General features: G+C 62.2%; 17 protein-coding genes and 1 tRNA gene. 11 read left to right on the plus strand and 7 right to left on the minus strand.

Features of this window, described 5'->3' with window-relative positions:
• Positions 1–137: 137 nt before the first annotated feature.
• Positions 138–470 carry an RNA polymerase subunit sigma-70 gene (locus NXT3_RS08820; RefSeq protein ID WP_337442169.1) on the plus strand — a complete coding sequence of 111 codons (333 nt, stop codon included), beginning with the start codon at positions 138–140 and terminating at the stop codon, positions 468–470.
• A gap of 74 nt (positions 471–544) precedes the next feature.
• On the opposite strand, the gene NXT3_RS08825 is transcribed toward NXT3_RS08820, so the two are convergent.
• Together NXT3_RS08825 and NXT3_RS08830 are read right to left on the minus strand one after the other, a co-directional pair.
• Positions 545–907: a hypothetical protein gene (locus NXT3_RS08825; RefSeq protein WP_104839154.1), complete on the minus strand. Its 363-nt coding sequence runs from the start codon at positions 905–907 to the stop codon at positions 545–547.
• Positions 908–973: 66 nt separating this feature from the next.
• A complete protein-coding gene (locus tag NXT3_RS08830; RefSeq protein WP_104839155.1) occupies positions 974–1,267 on the minus strand; it encodes a hypothetical protein in 294 nt (97 codons plus the stop codon).
• Positions 1,268–1,565: 298 nt separating this feature from the next.
• On the opposite strand from NXT3_RS08830, the gene ligD reads away from it, so the two are divergent.
• Positions 1,566–2,540 (plus strand): non-homologous end-joining DNA ligase, encoded by a 975-nt coding sequence (ligD, locus tag NXT3_RS08835; RefSeq protein WP_234828114.1) that lies wholly within the window; start codon positions 1,566–1,568, stop codon positions 2,538–2,540.
• 11 nt (positions 2,541–2,551) lie between these two features.
• Here ligD and NXT3_RS08840 read toward each other — a convergent pair whose 3' ends face one another.
• The 3 genes from NXT3_RS08840 to NXT3_RS08850 are packed head-to-tail and all read right to left on the minus strand — an operon-like array spanning position 2,552 to position 3,738.
• Entirely contained in the window at positions 2,552–3,070 is a 519-nt protein-coding gene (locus tag NXT3_RS08840; RefSeq protein ID WP_104839156.1) for a thermonuclease family protein, read from the minus strand.
• 18 nt (positions 3,071–3,088) lie between these two features.
• Positions 3,089–3,292, minus strand: coding sequence for an EsV-1-7 cysteine-rich motif-containing protein (locus NXT3_RS08845; protein ID WP_104839157.1), 204 nt, complete (start codon positions 3,290–3,292; stop codon positions 3,089–3,091).
• Positions 3,289–3,738 carry a hypothetical protein gene (locus NXT3_RS08850; protein ID WP_104839158.1) on the minus strand — a complete coding sequence of 150 codons (450 nt, stop codon included), beginning with the start codon at positions 3,736–3,738 and terminating at the stop codon, positions 3,289–3,291. Before NXT3_RS08850 ends, NXT3_RS08845 begins: the two co-directional genes overlap by 4 nt.
• 210 nt (positions 3,739–3,948) lie before the next feature.
• Between NXT3_RS08850 and NXT3_RS08855 the strand changes: the two genes are divergently transcribed.
• Complete coding sequence (locus tag NXT3_RS08855; RefSeq protein WP_104839159.1) at positions 3,949–4,713, plus strand: DUF2726 domain-containing protein; 765 nt, start codon at positions 3,949–3,951, stop codon at positions 4,711–4,713.
• Between the two features lie 137 nt (positions 4,714–4,850).
• On the opposite strand, the gene NXT3_RS08860 is transcribed toward NXT3_RS08855, so the two are convergent.
• A tRNA-Lys gene (locus NXT3_RS08860) sits at positions 4,851–4,926 on the minus strand.
• Between the two features lie 218 nt (positions 4,927–5,144).
• Between NXT3_RS08860 and NXT3_RS08865 the strand changes: the two genes are divergently transcribed.
• Together NXT3_RS08865 and NXT3_RS08870 are read left to right on the plus strand one after the other, a co-directional pair.
• Positions 5,145–5,891: a cytochrome c biogenesis CcdA family protein gene (locus tag NXT3_RS08865; protein WP_037421778.1), complete on the plus strand. Its 747-nt coding sequence runs from the start codon at positions 5,145–5,147 to the stop codon at positions 5,889–5,891.
• Between the two features lie 29 nt (positions 5,892–5,920).
• On the plus strand, positions 5,921–6,883 hold the full coding sequence (locus tag NXT3_RS08870; RefSeq protein WP_104839160.1) for an AEC family transporter: 963 nt from the start codon (positions 5,921–5,923) through the stop codon (positions 6,881–6,883).
• Here NXT3_RS08870 and NXT3_RS08875 read toward each other — a convergent pair.
• The gene (locus NXT3_RS08875; RefSeq protein ID WP_104839161.1) at positions 6,851–8,062 is read right to left on the minus strand and encodes a UbiH/UbiF family hydroxylase; all 1,212 of its coding nucleotides are present in this window, start codon (positions 8,060–8,062) and stop codon (positions 6,851–6,853) included. The two genes, NXT3_RS08870 and NXT3_RS08875, sit on opposite strands and share 33 nt — an antisense overlap.
• Before the next feature lie 274 nt (positions 8,063–8,336).
• Here NXT3_RS08875 and pcsA point away from each other — a divergent pair, with 274 nt between their 5' ends.
• From pcsA to NXT3_RS08905, 6 genes are read left to right on the plus strand one after another with little or no spacing between them, the layout of a single operon-like run.
• Entirely contained in the window at positions 8,337–9,062 is a 726-nt protein-coding gene (gene pcsA / locus NXT3_RS08880; RefSeq protein ID WP_104839162.1) for a phosphatidylcholine synthase, read from the plus strand.
• Between the two features lie 9 nt (positions 9,063–9,071).
• Positions 9,072–10,049 carry a quinone oxidoreductase family protein gene (locus NXT3_RS08885; protein WP_037422196.1) on the plus strand — a complete coding sequence of 326 codons (978 nt, stop codon included), beginning with the start codon at positions 9,072–9,074 and terminating at the stop codon, positions 10,047–10,049.
• Between the two features lie 46 nt (positions 10,050–10,095).
• Positions 10,096–11,670, plus strand: a complete 1,575-nt coding sequence (locus NXT3_RS08890) for an ABC transporter ATP-binding protein (protein ID WP_097524760.1) — start codon at positions 10,096–10,098, stop codon at positions 11,668–11,670.
• Positions 11,660–12,754 carry an ABC transporter permease gene (locus tag NXT3_RS08895; RefSeq protein ID WP_097538438.1) on the plus strand — a complete coding sequence of 365 codons (1,095 nt, stop codon included), beginning with the start codon at positions 11,660–11,662 and terminating at the stop codon, positions 12,752–12,754. Before NXT3_RS08890 ends, NXT3_RS08895 begins: the two co-directional genes overlap by 11 nt.
• Positions 12,754–13,674 carry an ABC transporter permease gene (locus NXT3_RS08900; RefSeq protein WP_037421794.1) on the plus strand — a complete coding sequence of 307 codons (921 nt, stop codon included), beginning with the start codon at positions 12,754–12,756 and terminating at the stop codon, positions 13,672–13,674. The genes NXT3_RS08895 and NXT3_RS08900 overlap by 1 nt, the downstream gene beginning before the upstream one ends.
• Before the next feature lie 44 nt (positions 13,675–13,718).
• Entirely contained in the window at positions 13,719–14,789 is a 1,071-nt protein-coding gene (locus NXT3_RS08905; protein WP_037422198.1) for a BMP family ABC transporter substrate-binding protein, read from the plus strand.
• The last annotated feature ends 23 nt before the right edge of the window (positions 14,790–14,812 follow it).

The following is a 14,812-nucleotide window of genomic DNA, read 5'->3' on the forward strand; positions in this document are numbered from 1 at the left end:
CGGGTAGCGCAAGAGCAATTAGAGCGTGTGGGCTAAGCCAGATAGGCTACAACCGTAGGAATAATCGCCACGATCCGGCGTTATATTGCTGGCAGCGGCAGCCTTCATGGCCCGGCAGAATATCGAGGGGGCTTTCCATGATTTTTTCCCGCCCGCCTATGAAACACCCGAAACGGCCCCCTGGCCGACCTTCCCATAGCCCAACGGATGTGGACCGTCGTCTCGTTGCGGTGCTTGCAGCCGAGTCCGTTCCGCAGTTTCAAATCTGCCGTGTTCTCGGTATCGACGGAAAAACACTCCGCAAGCACTACCGGGCGGAGCTGGATCGAGGCGCCGCTAAACTGGAAGCCGCGCTCGTTATGCACCTTTACCTGCTTGCAAACGGCACGGGGGCCGTGGCGCTCAAGGCGATCATCTTCTTGCTTCGCGCGCGTTTCGGATGGTCGCCGTATTTGCCGCCACCGCGCTAATGCAGGGGGTTAGGCATGCAGCCGGGCGTCAACGGCCCGGCTGCAATACGGTGGGGGCATTACGGTGCCGTTGTTTAGATTTTGTCAGAGACTTCGTCCCACACCTGCTGGGCACCCTCGATATACCAGCACAGCTGGTCGTGAGATGGCCAGCGTCTTGCGTCGCCGGTTAGCTGCTCAGCCAGTTCTTCCTGTGAATAGCTGTCAGCATCCTCCTGATATATGGCTTCGCAAAGCGCGCGGAAAAGTGCGCCAGCATCCGGACGAGCCGTCGGCTGCTCAGCATCAAGTCGTTCCGCCAATTCAGCAACCCTTTTAAGCTCGTCATACTCGGCGGTTTCCGCCGCCCATTTGCGCCCATCCTCGATCCATTCGGGGCGCTGCTCTTCGTCGATCTTCTGCTTCGATGCCCGCAGGCGTTCAACGACCATATTCATGTCGTCATACTCCTCTTAGATATGGGGTAAGTTCAAGGAAGGCGGCGGCCACCGCCGCCTTCTGCGTCAGTTAAGCATCATCAAGGGCTCACTCTGTTCGATCTGCATGTAGGCGGCTTCCGCATTCGCGCCGACGACCACGAGGGCTATCGGCAGCTTGAAGCCGTTATCCTCAATGCGTGAGGCGACAACCTGCGGTTTGAGACCGCCTTCTCCCGGCCAATAGGCCGTGATATAGGCGCTCCCGTTGCAGGCCGCTGCGGTGACATAGAGTGGACAGGCAAATCCTTCGTCAACAACGCAATGGCGAAGGAATTTGCCGAGATGCTCTGCTAGTTCTGGGGGGATGTCTTTGGACATTCCATACCTCCTCTCTCCCCATCGTTTGATGGGGGCTGGAGGTAGGTGGCCGTCCCCTAATCACGCTCGTCGGGCCGTCCTACCAGTCGTCTTTGCCGTGCCGTTCCGCGACAATCGGAGGGAGGTGTAATTGTATACCACCTTCACTCTCGACGCCCCGTCGTCTGGGATTAGGTCGACGACGGAACTCGGTCTGCACTGCGACCTGTGGGATACGATGCCACGGCAATCAAACCTTGCCAACCCTACGAAAAGAGTGGGGAAGGATCAAACCAGCCGGCCTACGAGTTTCTGTCTCATGAACCGACGCAAAGCAGAAACACCCGCCGATCCCATGCCCGAGCGGGTCGAGCCGTGCCTCGCCATCCTGGCATCCCAGCCCCCAAAAGGATCTCAGTGGGTCCACGAAATCAAATGGGATGGATACCGCGTCGCGGTCCATATTGAGCCGAGCAGGGTCCGCATTCTGACCCGCAGAGGCTATGATTGGACCGGCCGCTTCCCTGCAATCGCGAAGGCGGCAGAGACCCTCCAGACCACAACTATGATCCTCGACGGAGAAGCGGTGGTTTTGGATGAGCACGGGCGGCCGGACTTCGGATTGTTGCAGCAGACGCTTGGCGGCATCGGCGGCACCAGAACGGCCGGTGCCGCGATCCTCTATGCGTTCGATCTCCTCTACCACGATGGCCGCGATGTTCGCGGCCTTCCGCAACGGGAACGCCGGCGCATCCTCGAAAGCATCCTTAGGGGCGCGACGGGCGGGATCCAGCTCTCCGAGGAAGTAGAAGCGAATGGCGATGAGCTGCTCCGTGTTGCCTGCGAACACCGTCTCGAAGGTATTGTCAGCAAAAACCGGGATAAGCCCTACAGGTCGGGGAGCCGCTCGGGCGATTGGCTGAAGATTACGTGCACCCAGCGGGACAGCTTCTTGATCGTAGGCTTTGAACGTTCAGAAGCCCTACCAAGCGCCATCGCACGATTGCTGCTGGCAGCGCGAAGAGGCGGCGAGCTGGTCTATGTCGGCGGCGTCGGAACCGGCTTCAGCGACAAGGAAGCTTTCGCGCTGAGGAAGGTTCTCAACGAGATTGCCACAGACACACCGGCAGTGGCTCTGAAACGCAAGGGCGTGATCTTCACCGAACCCGTGCTCGTCGCCGAGGTCCAGTATCGCGCCTGGACGCATGAGGGGAAGCTTCGGCATCCTTCCTTCAAGGGGATACGCGCAAAAGCGGATGAAGCAGACGTGTTCGAGCTTGACGCAAATGGGTGACCTACTGGACCTCAGCAGGACGGTTCACGTCTCGTGTGCTTAGCGCGCGCTTGGCAAGGCAAATCAAAATCGCCGCGCCAGATGCCAGCACCGCGTGATCGCGCAAGCTCTTGAACATCCGCATAAGCACCCTTGCTATATTTGCCCCAATCTACGGCGTGCCCGCCCTGGACCAGCCATTGATTGACCTCGCGGCCGTCGGCACGGAAGCATACGCTAACGGAACGGTCGTACCGGTCCCGCTCAAGGATCTCGCAGCGGGTAGGGCGAGAGGAGGACAGGAACCTGTCGAGTGCGGCAGCGGCCTCCTTGCCACAGCGATAGGTGCCGCCGTCGCCATCCCCGCAGTGTTGCCAACTCTCCGGCGCGTCGACGCCCTGCAGCCGAATGCGCTTGCCTCTGATCTCGATAGTGTCTCCGTCGATGACAGTCGCACGCCCGGTGATCGCGTCGGCAGCCGAAGCGGCCTTAACCGGAATTATCGCGAGGGCGGTGGCGAGCACGGCATTGGCGAGAGGCAGAAACGTCATTGAATCGACTCGGTCGGTTTACGAGAAATCGGGCGGGTCCTTCTTCGGTGAGCCTAGCTCCCTGTCAACCGGTCGATGTTCGAAGCAGAACCAGTTCGGCTCGGCTCTGCCGATGGCGAAGCCGAATGAGCCCCATTTCTGGCACCCCGGATGCTCACAGTCGTGGACGTAAAGGAGCGTGTCCTGGCGTGGCTTGCCGACGGCACCGGTCTCATCGCTCATTGGCCCTGTTTCCCTCGCCGACTACTGAATTGCTCTTCGAACGCCAGGTTCCAATTGTCGTGACAGGACGTGCCTACGTGCTTCAGTCGTTCGAAGTGGTACCTCTGCAGCAACACGGCTGAGATGATGCGGGCCATTTCGTTGCGAGCGCGTTCCGCTTTCAACCGGTCCCGGTCACATGCTGCCCGACGCAACTCAACGGGTATCGAGTAGAGCGCCTGGGCCACGAGGGGGGTGATCGCCGGATGGCGCAGCACCGTCTCGATATCGAAAATTGCAAAGGCTCCAAAGGAGTTGGCAATGGTTGCGGCGACCTCCGGCACGCCACGGATTTCGACTGGACGACGATATTGATCCAAACCGGCGAAAGCCCGTTTTTGATGGGGCTTCAAAACAGCGAGATCGACTGCAATGAGGCTCTCGATCTCTTCCTCAAGTGTTCGCATGGCGCACCTTTCTCGACCGCGCAAGGCGCTAGTCTCGGTCCCCTATGTTGTCGGATTGGCGCGCCGCAGCGCCGATGGATGTTCTTATTATGTTCTAGCTTCGGTGAGAGTCAATGACCTGCCGCGCGGGGTTCGACTAACCCCTTCGGGCAGCTTTTGCGGATGTGAGTTCACATTTACCATCACTGCGCGAGATTGGCGGAGATGGGCATGCAGTATCGCCAGAAGTCGGTGCTTTTCGCTGCACCTGGACTCGTTATCGGGGTGGTCGCGGTAGCTGCTGCCGGCGGCATGACGGTGGGTGATTTCGAGGCGCCTGAGCTGCTGATCTCCGCCCTGTTCGTCGGCGTTATCGTCGGCATGGCCATTGAGCAGCTCCTGTCCAACATGCGGAGCCAGGAGGCGGTCATCCGTCACCCGGATATAGCCGATGTCCAGGCGCGGCCAAGGAACCGATTACGCTGGCAGGGAAAACGCAGCGGCCCGAAGTTGGTCGCCGGGCCCTGGCTTCCGAGGCCCGTCCCGCAGGCGCCGACAAAACTCGATGCTCCCGAACAATTGCGGATCGTAATGGGGGCGAACTACGTCATCCAACCGCTACTCAACAAAAGTGAAGCACGCGTGTTCAAGGAGCTTGACCGTATCGTGATTAGCCGCAATCCGACATGGCAGGTGATGGCGCAAGTCTCGTTAGGGGAAATCGTCCGTAGCGAGGATCCGCTCGCGCACAGTTGCATTAACTCGAAGAGGGTAGACCTGCTGCTGGTGGACGGTAACTGCCAGCCTCGGCACGCAATCGAATATCAGGGCGGGGCGCATTATCAGGGTGACGCAGCCGCGCGCGATGCCGTGAAGAAGGAAGCACTACGACGCGCTGGGATCGGCTATCACGAGGTCGTGGCTGGTCTCACGACTCCGGCGGAGCTTAGGCGACTGGTCGAGAAGCTGGTGGACAGCCCCGCAATGACGCAATAGCGGCCGGCGTGGGGAGAATGCCGCAGGGCCCGGGGAAACAGAAAGCCGATTTTCCCCCAGATTTTCCCCCGCCGACCGGATCGGCAAAAAACGTTTCGAGTTCGAAACTATATCTGGTTGTTTTTATTGGAAGTTTTTGGTGAGCGCGCAGGGATTCGAACCCTGGACCTACTGATTAAAAGTCAGTTGCTCTACCGGCTGAGCTACGCGCTCCCAGGCCCGGCTTGTCAAGCCCGGCGGAAGTGGGCGGACATATGCACGCGAGCTTCGCGCCGGTCAACCGAAAAATTGCGCCGGACCAGGAATCTGGCCCATTCCCGGTGACGGCGCTGCCGAAGACGCGGTGCGGCAAAATGATCGCCGAAAGGTGATTGGTGTCGCAGTATACATGCGGGTAAGAAGGCCACCAACCGTGTGCCGGAGTTCCGAATTTGTCGATTGCCGATGTCTCCATCTGGACCGCCGTTCTTGCCGGCGCTCTGTCCTTTCTTTCACCCTGCGTCCTGCCGCTCGTCCCGCCCTATCTCTGCTACATGGCCGGCGTATCGGTCGATCAGTTCCGCGGCGGCGATGCCGCGACGGTCGGCAGCACGCGGCGCGCCGTGCTGTCGGCGGCTCTGTTCTTCACGCTCGGCTTCGCGACGGTCTTCGTGGCGCTCGGGGCAGGGGCCTCCTCGATCGGCCTCCTGCTCAGGCAATATATCGATCTCCTCTCACGCATCGGCGGCATCATCATCATCGTCATGGGGCTGCACTTCCTGGGTGTTTTCCGCATCGGGCTGCTTGCCCGCGAGGCGCGCTTTCACGGCGGCGGCAAGCCGGCGACGCTGTCGGGAGCCTATATCATGGGGCTCGCCTTCGCCTTCGGCTGGACGCCCTGCATCGGCCCAGTGCTCGGCACCATCCTCGGCGTCGCGGCGGCGCGCGAAACGGTCGGCGACGGGGCGATGCTGCTCGCCATCTATTCGCTCGGCCTTGCCGTACCGTTCTGGATCGCCGCCGGCTTTTCCGGCGCATTCATGCGCTTCCTCATGCGTTTCCGCCGGCACCTCGGCCTCGTCGAGAAGCTGATGGGCGCGCTTCTCGTCCTCGCCGGCCTTGCCTTCCTCTTCGGCTTCATCAGCTCGGTTGCGATCTGGTTCCAGCAGACCTTCCCGATCCTGTCGCAAATCGGCTAAGCAAAGCCGGTGCCGGATCGGAGGGAAGAATGGCGGACATTGCGGGCCTGGTGCTGCCGTTCTTCGGGCTCATCTTCCTCGGCTATCTGACGGCGCGCTTCGTCGAGCACCCCGGCGAGGCGATGGGCTGGCTGAACACCTTTATCGTCTATCTGGCGCTGCCGGCCCTCTTCTTCAAACTTGTGTCGCGCACGCCCGTGGAAGAGCTGACGCGCGCCGACTTCATCCTCACCAGCGTCGGGACGACCTATGTCGTCTTCGTGCTGATCTTTATCATCGGAGTGTTCCTGCGCCGAAGCACGATCGCGGGGGCGACCATCCAGGGCTTTGCCGGGGCCTATGGCAATATCGGCTACATGGGGCCCGGTCTGGCGCTGCTCGCCTTCGGGGAAGCGGCCGCTGTGCCGGTGGCGCTCATCTTCTGCTTCGAAAATGCGGCGCATTTCACCGTCGCTCCGGCGATGATGGCGTTTGCCGGCGGACGCAGGCAGAAGCCGGTATCGCTCGTCCTCGGCATCGCGCGCCGGATCGTTCTTCACCCGTTCATCCTGTCGACCTTCGCCGGGGTGGCGGCCGCCTTCCTGGCGATCGAGCCGCCGGCACCGCTGCAGCGATTGATCGATTACCTTGCTCAGGCGGCCGCTCCATGCGCGCTGTTCGCGATGGGCGTGACGCTGGCGCTTCGGCCGCTGAAGCGCATTCCCGTCGAGATCGGCTACATCGTTCCGGCGAAGCTCGTGCTTCACCCGGTGCTCATGTATCTGGCGTTGAGTCTTGCCGGCAGCTACGACCCCGTGTGGATGCAGACGGCGGTGCTGCTCGCCGCCCTGCCGACCGCCACCAACGTCTTCGTGATCGGCCATCAATACGGGATCTGGCAGGAGCGGGCCTCCGCGACCATCCTGATCACCACACTGTTTTCCGTCGCGACCGTGACCGGATTGCTCTACCTCATCCGATCAGGCGCGCTGCCGGCCGACCTTTTCCCATAAGCTTTCCTTGAGCGAGCGCAGCGCGCTGCCCGGATGGATGCCTTCGCGCATCAAGAGGCCGCGGAGCGGACCGGCCGAGGCGATGAATTGCAGGCCCACCGCCCTGAGCGCCTGGATGGGCAGGAAATCCGAGAGCAGCGATCGGTTGAGCAGGTCGACGCTTGCGGTTCGGCTGACGATGTCCATGCGCCGGCGGCCGTCGAATCGGTCTCCGATATCTGCCGTCAGTTGCCCGCCGGCTGGGCGGCCGACGAGTTCGACCAGCGTCATCACGTCCCGGAGACTGAGATTGAGCCCCTGGGCGCCGATCGGCGGGAAGGCATGTGCGGCTTCGCCGACAAGTGCGGTGCGTCCCTTGCCGAAGCGGCGGGCGGTCATGCCGGAGAGCGGAAAGGATTGCGGCGCCCCTTCGGCCGTCACTTTCCCGAGAATTGACTGCATACGGTCCTCGATGGTGCGCGACAGGGCATCCCTCGGAAGTTTCAGGGTCTCCTCCGCGTCGCGCGGCCTTTGGACCCAGACGAGGCTCGAGCGGTTGCCCGGCAGCGGCACCTGTGTGAACGGTCCGCTTTCGGTGTGGAACTCCGTCGATATCTCCTGGTGCGAAAGCTCATGGCCGAAGTTCAGCACCACCGCAGTTTGCGGATAGGACCAGGTGAAGGTCTCTATGCCCGCCGCCTCGCGAACCGCAGAGCGCCGGCCATCGGCGCCGACGACAAGATCCGCGGCAATCGTTCGCCCGTCCTCGAGGCCGATCCGCGCTTCGACTTCGCCGATGTCGAAGGTCATGGCTGAGGCGGTTATCCGCTCGAGCGTGGCCAGGCTCGCTTCGTGCCTCTCCAGGATTTCGAGGAAAGGGGCATTTGGAGTGTTGTAGCCGAAGGCGTCGAGCCCGACCTCGGCAGCACGGAAATTGACCGGCGGTGCGCGCAGGAGCCGCCTGGTTCCGTCGATGATGTGAATGGCGACGAGCGGCGTCGTCAGCGGTTCGACCTCGTCCCACAGGCGAAGTCCCTTGAGGTACTCGATCGATTGGTCCATTAGGGCCGTGGTACGTCCGTCGGCGATCACCGGTCTCGGCCCAACAAGCGCCACCCGGTGGCCGTCGCGGGCGAGTGCGATCGCCGCGAGCGAGCCGGCAAGTCCTGCGCCGATGATGGCGATGTCATAATGTTGCATGGCCGTCGCTTTCCCGGGCGGTTGTCCGCCTTGATGTCGATACCGCAATCTCTTGTAGCCCCTTAGCTCATTGAAATAAATGGGATGAAACGGCGCAGACGCGTTTGCCGCGTGTCCACAGGACAATGCCGCTTGAGGGTTGACGAAGGTGAATTTTGCTGGCGATGCCTCGCAAAGGGTGCATATTAGCCGCCGAGTGCCGTCGATCGCGGGTCAGCGGCGGTCTGGCGACGGCGCGAAAAGACGAACCGAAGGGAATGGGCGGCAGTCGCAGATGAAATTCTTCAACTACAGACGCGTTCCCTACGCTGAAATCCGCGCCTTTTCCGTGCATATCCTCACGGCGTCCGGCTCCTTCCTGGCCTTTCTCGGCGTCGTGGCGGCTGCGGAGCATCGTTTCATCGACATGTTCTGGTGGCTGGGGCTGGCGCTGCTCGTCGACGGCATCGACGGCCCGATCGCGCGCAAGGTGCAGGTCAAGGAAGTTCTGCCGAACTGGTCGGGCGATACCCTCGACAACGTCATCGACTACGTTACCTATGTGCTGCTTCCCGCCTTCGCGCTTTACCAGAGCGGCATGATCGGCGAACCCTGGTCCTTCGCGGCAGCCGGCGCCATCGTCGTGTCGAGCGCCATCTACTATGCCGATATGGGCATGAAGACGGATGAGTATTTCTTCTCCGGGTTCCCGGTGGTCTGGAACATGGTCGTCTTCACGCTGTTTGTCATCCAGGCGAGCGAAGTCACTGCATCGATTGTTGTTTTCCTTTCCGTCGTGCTGACCTTTTTGCCCATCAACTTCCTGCATCCGGTGCGGGTGAAAAGGTTGCGACCGCTCAATCTCGGCGTCTTCCTCGTCTGGTCGGTGCTCGGCATGTACGCCTTGCTGCTGCATTTCGAGACGCCGCCCTGGGTGGTCCTTGGCGTGGTGGCGACGGGGATCTATCTCTACGTCATCGGATTCGTTCTGCAGATTTTTCCCAATCTCGGCCGCGTATAGGAGTTGTTCATGCCACAGGCGATCGTCGTTCGCGAACTCGGCGGACCGGAAGTGCTGAAGATGGAGGGCGTGACGCTTGCCGCGCCCGGACCAGGCGAAGTGCAGATCCGGCAGGTCGCCATCGGCCTCAACTTCATCGACGTCTATTTCCGGACCGGTCTCTACAAGTCGGCAACCGGCCTGCCCTTCATTCCGGGCAAGGAGGGCGCCGGCATCGTGACCGCCGTCGGCGACGGTGTCGGCATGTTTTCCGTCGGTGACCGCGTCGCCTATGCTTCGGCCGATGGCGCCTATGCAAGCGAACGCAATGTCGACGCTTCGCAGCTTGTCAAGGTCCCGGACGGAATCAGCCTCGAGACTGCAGCGGCGATGATGCTGAAGGGCATGACAGCGCAATATCTGCTTAACCAGACCTTCAAGGTTGGGCCCGAGACGACCTTGCTGTTTCACGCGGCTGCCGGCGGCGTCGGGCTGATTGCCGGACAGTGGGCGAAGGCGCTTGGCGCGACCGTCATCGGCACGGCCGGATCGCAGGACAAGATCGATCTGGCGCTTGCACATGGCTACGATCATGTCATCAACTATCGAACGGAGAATTTCGTCTCACGCGTGAGGGAACTGACCGGCGGCAAGGGCGTCGATGTCGTCTACGACTCGGTCGGCCGCGACACCTATCCGGCCTCGCTCGACTGCCTGAAGCCGCGCGGCCTGTGGGTCAGTTTCGGCAATTCCTCCGGACCGGTGGATGCGTTCAATATCGGCATTCTGGCGCAGAAAGGGGCGCTCTACGCGACCCGTCCGACGCTTTTCACCTATGTCGCGGCCCGGCCGGCGCTGGAGGCATGTGCAAACTCCTTGTTTGATGTTGTGCAAAGCAACAAAGTGCGTATCAATATCAATCAGACCTATCCGCTCGCCGAGGCCGGCCGAGCGCATACGGATCTTGAAACAAGAAAAACGAGTGGAACGACATTGCTGATTCCCTGACCTGTTTAAGCAGCAGGGGATTCGAAAGAGGGGAAAAGAGGGCAGCGTGCCTGTTACGGGACAAATTGCGAGCGGCCCGCTGCTGGCCGTGAGCAACCTGACGAAGTTGTTCGGCTCCTTCGCGGCCTGCAATGCGATCAATCTGCACATAGAACCCGGAGAAATTCACGCGCTTCTCGGCGAGAACGGGGCGGGGAAATCGACCCTGGTGAAGATGCTGTTCGGCGTCCTTGCGCCGACCGCCGGCGAGATCTCGTGGATGGGCGACACTGTCCGGATCTCCAGCCCCGGTGACGCGCGCAAGCTCGGCATCGGCATGGTCTTTCAGCATTTCTCACTCTTCGAGGCGCTGACGGTCGCCGAAAACATCGCGCTTTCGATGGATCGCAGCATCTCGCTTGCACGGGTTGCCGAAGAGGCGGCGCGGCTGTCGCGCCTCTACGGGCTGCCGCTCGATCCGAGCGCGCATGTCGCCGATCTTTCGGTCGGCGAACGGCAGCGCATTGAGATCGTGCGCGCGCTGCTTCAGAACCCGCAGCTGATCATCCTCGACGAGCCGACCTCGGTGCTGACCCCGCAGGAGGCGGACCGGCTGTTCGAGACACTGTTGAAGCTGAAGGCGGAAGGCCGCTCGGTGCTCTATATCTCCCACCGTCTCGAGGAGGTGCAGCGCATCTGCGACCGCGCCACCGTCTTGCGGCACGGCAAGGTCACCGGCGCCTGCGACCCGCGCGCCGAGACGCCGGCCTCGCTGGCGCGCATGATGGTCGGCAACGATGTGGCCGTGGTGACGCCGGAGGGCACGAGCACCAGGGGCGACGTCCAACTCGAAGCCCGCGACCTTTCCGTCGCGGCGCGCACGCCCTTCGCGGTCTCGCTCAAGAACGTCTCGCTCAAGGTGAGGGCCGGCGAGGTGCTGGCGATCGCGGGCGTTGCCGGCAACGGCCAGAGCGAGCTTTTCGACGCGCTTTCGGGTGAGTATCCGGTGGCCGACGACAGTGCCGTGCAAATTCGCCAGAGGCCGGTTGGGACCAAGAATATCAATGCCCGACGGTTGATGGGCGCCGGCTTCGTGCCGGAGGAGCGGCATGGGCATGCGGCGGTCTCCTCGCTCTCGCTTTCCGACAATCTCGTGCTGGCGCGCAACCAGTCCGACAAGCGCGCCTTTCTCGGCGGCGGTTTCCTGAAGATCATCCGACAGGGCGCGGTGAAAGCCGCAGCCAAACGCATTTCCGAGGCGATGGACGTGCGCAAGAGCGGCGAGGATCCGCCGGCGGGCTCGCTTTCGGGCGGCAACCTGCAAAAGTTCATCGTCGGCCGCGAACTCGACCGGCAGCCGGCGGTGCTCATCGTCAACCAGCCCACCTGGGGCGTCGACGCTGGGGCGGCGAGCCGCATCCGCCAGGCGCTCGTCGACCTCGCCAAGGGGGGCTCCGCCGTGCTGGTGATCAGCCAGGATCTCGACGAGATCTTCGAGGTGGCTACCGAAATCGCCGTCATCAGCGAGGGAAGGCTCTCCGAGCCCTATCCGGCCCGGGAACTCTCGCGCGAGAAGATCGGCCTCCTGATGGGCGGCATGCATGGCAAGACGGAAGGTGCGGGAGCGGCACATGCGCATTGAGCTCGAAAGGCGTCCCAAGGTCTCGGCGCTGTTTTCCATCCTGTCTCCCTTCATCGCCTTTGCGCTGACCATCGTCTTCGGCGGCATCATGTTCGCGCTGCTCGGCAAGAACCCGGTCGCGGCCCTCTACAGCTTCTTTGTCGAGCCGCTGAGCGAGGTCTGGTCGCTGCACGAACTGGCGATCAAGGCCGCGCCGCTGATCCTGATCGGCGTCGGCCTTTCCGTCTGCTTCCGCTCCAACAACTGGAATATCGGTGCCGAAGGTCAGTTCATCATGGGGGCGATCGCCGGCTCCATTCTTCCGGTGGTCTTCTATGATTGGCAGTCGCCACTCGTCCTTCCGCTGATGCTGCTGCTCGGCATGATCGGTGGCGCGCTCTTCGCGGGGATCCCGGCCTTCCTCAAGGCCCATATGAACACCAACGAGATCCTGACGAGCCTGATGCTGGTCTATGTCGCCCAGCTCTTCCTCGACTGGCTCGTGCGCGGCCCCTGGCGCAACCCGCAGGGCATGAACTTTCCGGAAACCCGCAGCTTCGGGGTAGAGGCCATCCTTCCCGAAATGATCGCTTCCGGTCGTACGCATTGGGGATTTGCCTTTGCGATCCTTGCGGCGCTCGCGGTCTGGTTCATGATGCGCTACACGCTGCGCGGCTTCGAGATCACCGTCCTCGGCCAGTCGGAGCGGGCAGGGCGCTTCGCCGGCTTCTCGTCACGCAAGATGATCTGGTTCTCGATGCTCTTTTCGGGCGCGCTTGCCGGCCTCGCCGGCATATCGGAGGTCAGCGGCGCGATCCAGCAGCTGAGGCCGGTCATCTCTCCCGGTTACGGCTTCACGGCGATCATCGTCGCATTCCTCGGAAGGCTCAACCCGCTCGGCATCATCGCTGCCGGTCTTGTGCTCGCTCTTACCTATCTCGGCGGCGAGGCGGCGCAGCTTTCGATCGGCGTCTCCGACAAGGTGACGCGCGTCTTCCAGGGGTTGCTCTTGTTCTTCGTGCTGTCCTGCGACACGCTCATTCACTACCGCATCCGGCTCGTCCGCGAGAGATTTGCGGCGCTCAAGACGGATGAGGCGCACTGATGGGTATCGTCGAAGCAATCCTCCTGAGCGTCATTACCGCGGCGACGCCGCTCGTCCTTGCCGCTGCCGGCGAACTGGTCGCCGAACGGTCGGGCGTGCTCAATCTCGGCGTCGAGGGGATGATGGTCATGGGCGCCGTCTGCGCCTTCGCCGCCACGCAGCTCAGCGGTTCGCCCTATGTCGGGGTGCTTGCCGGTGTAGCGGCCGGCGCGTTGTTCTCGCTGCTCTTCGGCGTCCTGACGCTGACGCTCGTCGCCAATCAGGTGGCGACCGGTCTTGCGCTGACGCTGCTGGGTCTCGGCGTCTCCGGCATGCTGGGCGAGAGTTTCCTCGGCATGCAGGGCATCAAGCTGCAGCCGATCGCCGTTCCGCTGCTTTCCGATGTGCCGTTTATCGGACCGCTTCTCTTCCGCCAGGACGCAATCTTCTATCTCTCGATCGCGATCGTCGCGGGCATCCACTGGTTCCTCTTCAGGACCCGTTCGGGACTGAAGCTGCGCGCGGTGGGCGACAGCCACGGCTCGGCGCACGCTCTTGGCGTCGACGTCATCCGCACCCGTTACCTGGCGGTGCTTTTCGGCGGTGCCTGCGCCGGGCTTGCCGGCGCGCAGCTGTCGCTCGTCTATACGCCGCAATGGGTCGAGAACATGTCGGCCGGCCGTGGCTGGATCGCGCTTGCGCTGGTGGTCTTCGCGTCATGGCGCCCTTGGCGGGTGGTTGCCGGCGGCTATCTGTTCGGGGCCGTGTCGATCAGCCAGCTACATGCCCAGGCCTTCGGGATCGGTATCCCGTCGCAGTTCCTTTCCTCGCTTCCCTATGTGGCGACAATTGTCGTACTCATTCTCATATCCCACAACCGGCGCATGACCCTGATCAATACGCCGGCATCGCTCGGCAAACCGTTTGTGCCGGACCGGTGAACAACAACAACCAGACGGAATTCTCAAACCGACAGAGGTCAAAAATGAAAAAACTACTCCTCGCCCTCGCAACCACGACTGCGGTGCTCGGCTTCGCTTCAGCCGCGGGCGCCCAGGAAAAGGCCAAGATCTGCTTCGTCTACGTGGGCTCGAAGACCGATGGCGGCTGGACGCAGGCGCATGACATCGGCCGCCAGCAGGTCGAAAAGGAACTGGGAGACAAGGTCGAAACACAGTTTCTGGAAAACGTTCCGGAAGGGCCGGATGCGGAACGCGCCATCGAGCGCCTGGCACGGTCCGGCTGCGGTCTGATCTTCACCACGTCCTTCGGCTTCATGGACGCGACGATCAAGATCGCCCAGAAGTTCCCGGATGTGAAGTTCGAGCACGCAACCGGCTACAAGACCGCGCCGAACGTCGCGACCTATAACAGCCGCTTCTACGAAGGCCGCTACATCCAGGGCCAGATCGCCGCCAAGATGTCTCAGAAGGGCGTTGCCGGCTACATCGCCTCCTTCCCGATTCCGGAAGTGGTGATGGGCATCAACTCCTTCGTCATCGGCGCCCGCTCGGTCAATCCCGAGTTCAAGATCAAGGTCGTCTGGGCGAACACCTGGTTCGACCCGGGTAAGGAGGCGGACGCCGCCAAGGCGCTTATCGACCAGGGCGTCGACATCCTGACCCAGCACACCGATACGACCGCTCCGATGCAGGTTGCGGCCGAACGCGGCATCAAGGCCTTCGGCCAGGCCTCCGATATGATCGCCGCCGGGCCGCAGACGCAGCTGACGGCGATCGTCGACACCTGGGGCGCCTATTACGTCAAGCGCACCCAAGCCTTCCTCGACGGCAAGTGGGAAACGACTTCCAGCTGGGACGGTCTGAAGGACGGAATCCTGACGATGGCGCCCTACACGAACATGCCCGATGACGTGAAGGCGATGGCGGAAGCGACGGAAGCCAAGATCAAGTCCGGCGAGCTGAAGCCGTTTACCGGTCCGCTGAACAAGCAGGACGGCACGCCGTGGCTCAAGGAAGGCGAATCTTCCGACGACGCCACGCTCCTCGGCATGAACTTCTACGTCGAAGGCGTCGACGACAAGCTGCCGCAATAGGGCGGGAAGGACATCCGCATTCG

It is taken from the genome of Sinorhizobium fredii, assembly GCF_002944405.1.
GTDB classification, from domain to species: Bacteria; Pseudomonadota; Alphaproteobacteria; order Rhizobiales; family Rhizobiaceae; genus Sinorhizobium; species Sinorhizobium fredii_C.

Bases quoted from the DNA above. Each gene is read 5' to 3' on its own strand.
- NXT3_RS08840 (WP_104839156.1), bottom strand. From the start codon at position 3,070: ATGACGTTTCTGCCTCTCGCCAATGCCGTGCTCGCCACCGCCCTCGCG.
- NXT3_RS08875 (WP_104839161.1), bottom strand. From the start codon at position 8,062: ATGCAACATTATGACATCGCCATCATCGGCGCAGGACTTGCCGGCTCG.
- NXT3_RS08825 (WP_104839154.1), bottom strand. From the start codon at position 907: ATGAATATGGTCGTTGAACGCCTGCGGGCATCGAAGCAGAAGATCGAC.
- NXT3_RS08855 (WP_104839159.1), top strand. From the start codon at position 3,949: ATGCAGTATCGCCAGAAGTCGGTGCTTTTCGCTGCACCTGGACTCGTT.
- NXT3_RS08885 (WP_037422196.1), top strand. From the start codon at position 9,072: ATGCCACAGGCGATCGTCGTTCGCGAACTCGGCGGACCGGAAGTGCTG.
- NXT3_RS08850 (WP_104839158.1), bottom strand. From the start codon at position 3,738: ATGCGAACACTTGAGGAAGAGATCGAGAGCCTCATTGCAGTCGATCTC.
- NXT3_RS08830 (WP_104839155.1), bottom strand. From the start codon at position 1,267: ATGTCCAAAGACATCCCCCCAGAACTAGCAGAGCATCTCGGCAAATTC.
- NXT3_RS08870 (WP_104839160.1), top strand. From the start codon at position 5,921: ATGGCGGACATTGCGGGCCTGGTGCTGCCGTTCTTCGGGCTCATCTTC.
- NXT3_RS08895 (WP_097538438.1), top strand. From the start codon at position 11,660: ATGCGCATTGAGCTCGAAAGGCGTCCCAAGGTCTCGGCGCTGTTTTCC.
- pcsA (WP_104839162.1), top strand. From the start codon at position 8,337: ATGAAATTCTTCAACTACAGACGCGTTCCCTACGCTGAAATCCGCGCC.
- NXT3_RS08820 (WP_337442169.1), top strand. From the start codon at position 138: ATGATTTTTTCCCGCCCGCCTATGAAACACCCGAAACGGCCCCCTGGC.
- ligD (WP_234828114.1), top strand. From the start codon at position 1,566: ATGAACCGACGCAAAGCAGAAACACCCGCCGATCCCATGCCCGAGCGG.
- NXT3_RS08905 (WP_037422198.1), top strand. From the start codon at position 13,719: ATGAAAAAACTACTCCTCGCCCTCGCAACCACGACTGCGGTGCTCGGC.
- NXT3_RS08900 (WP_037421794.1), top strand. From the start codon at position 12,754: ATGGGTATCGTCGAAGCAATCCTCCTGAGCGTCATTACCGCGGCGACG.
- NXT3_RS08845 (WP_104839157.1), bottom strand. From the start codon at position 3,292: ATGAGCGATGAGACCGGTGCCGTCGGCAAGCCACGCCAGGACACGCTC.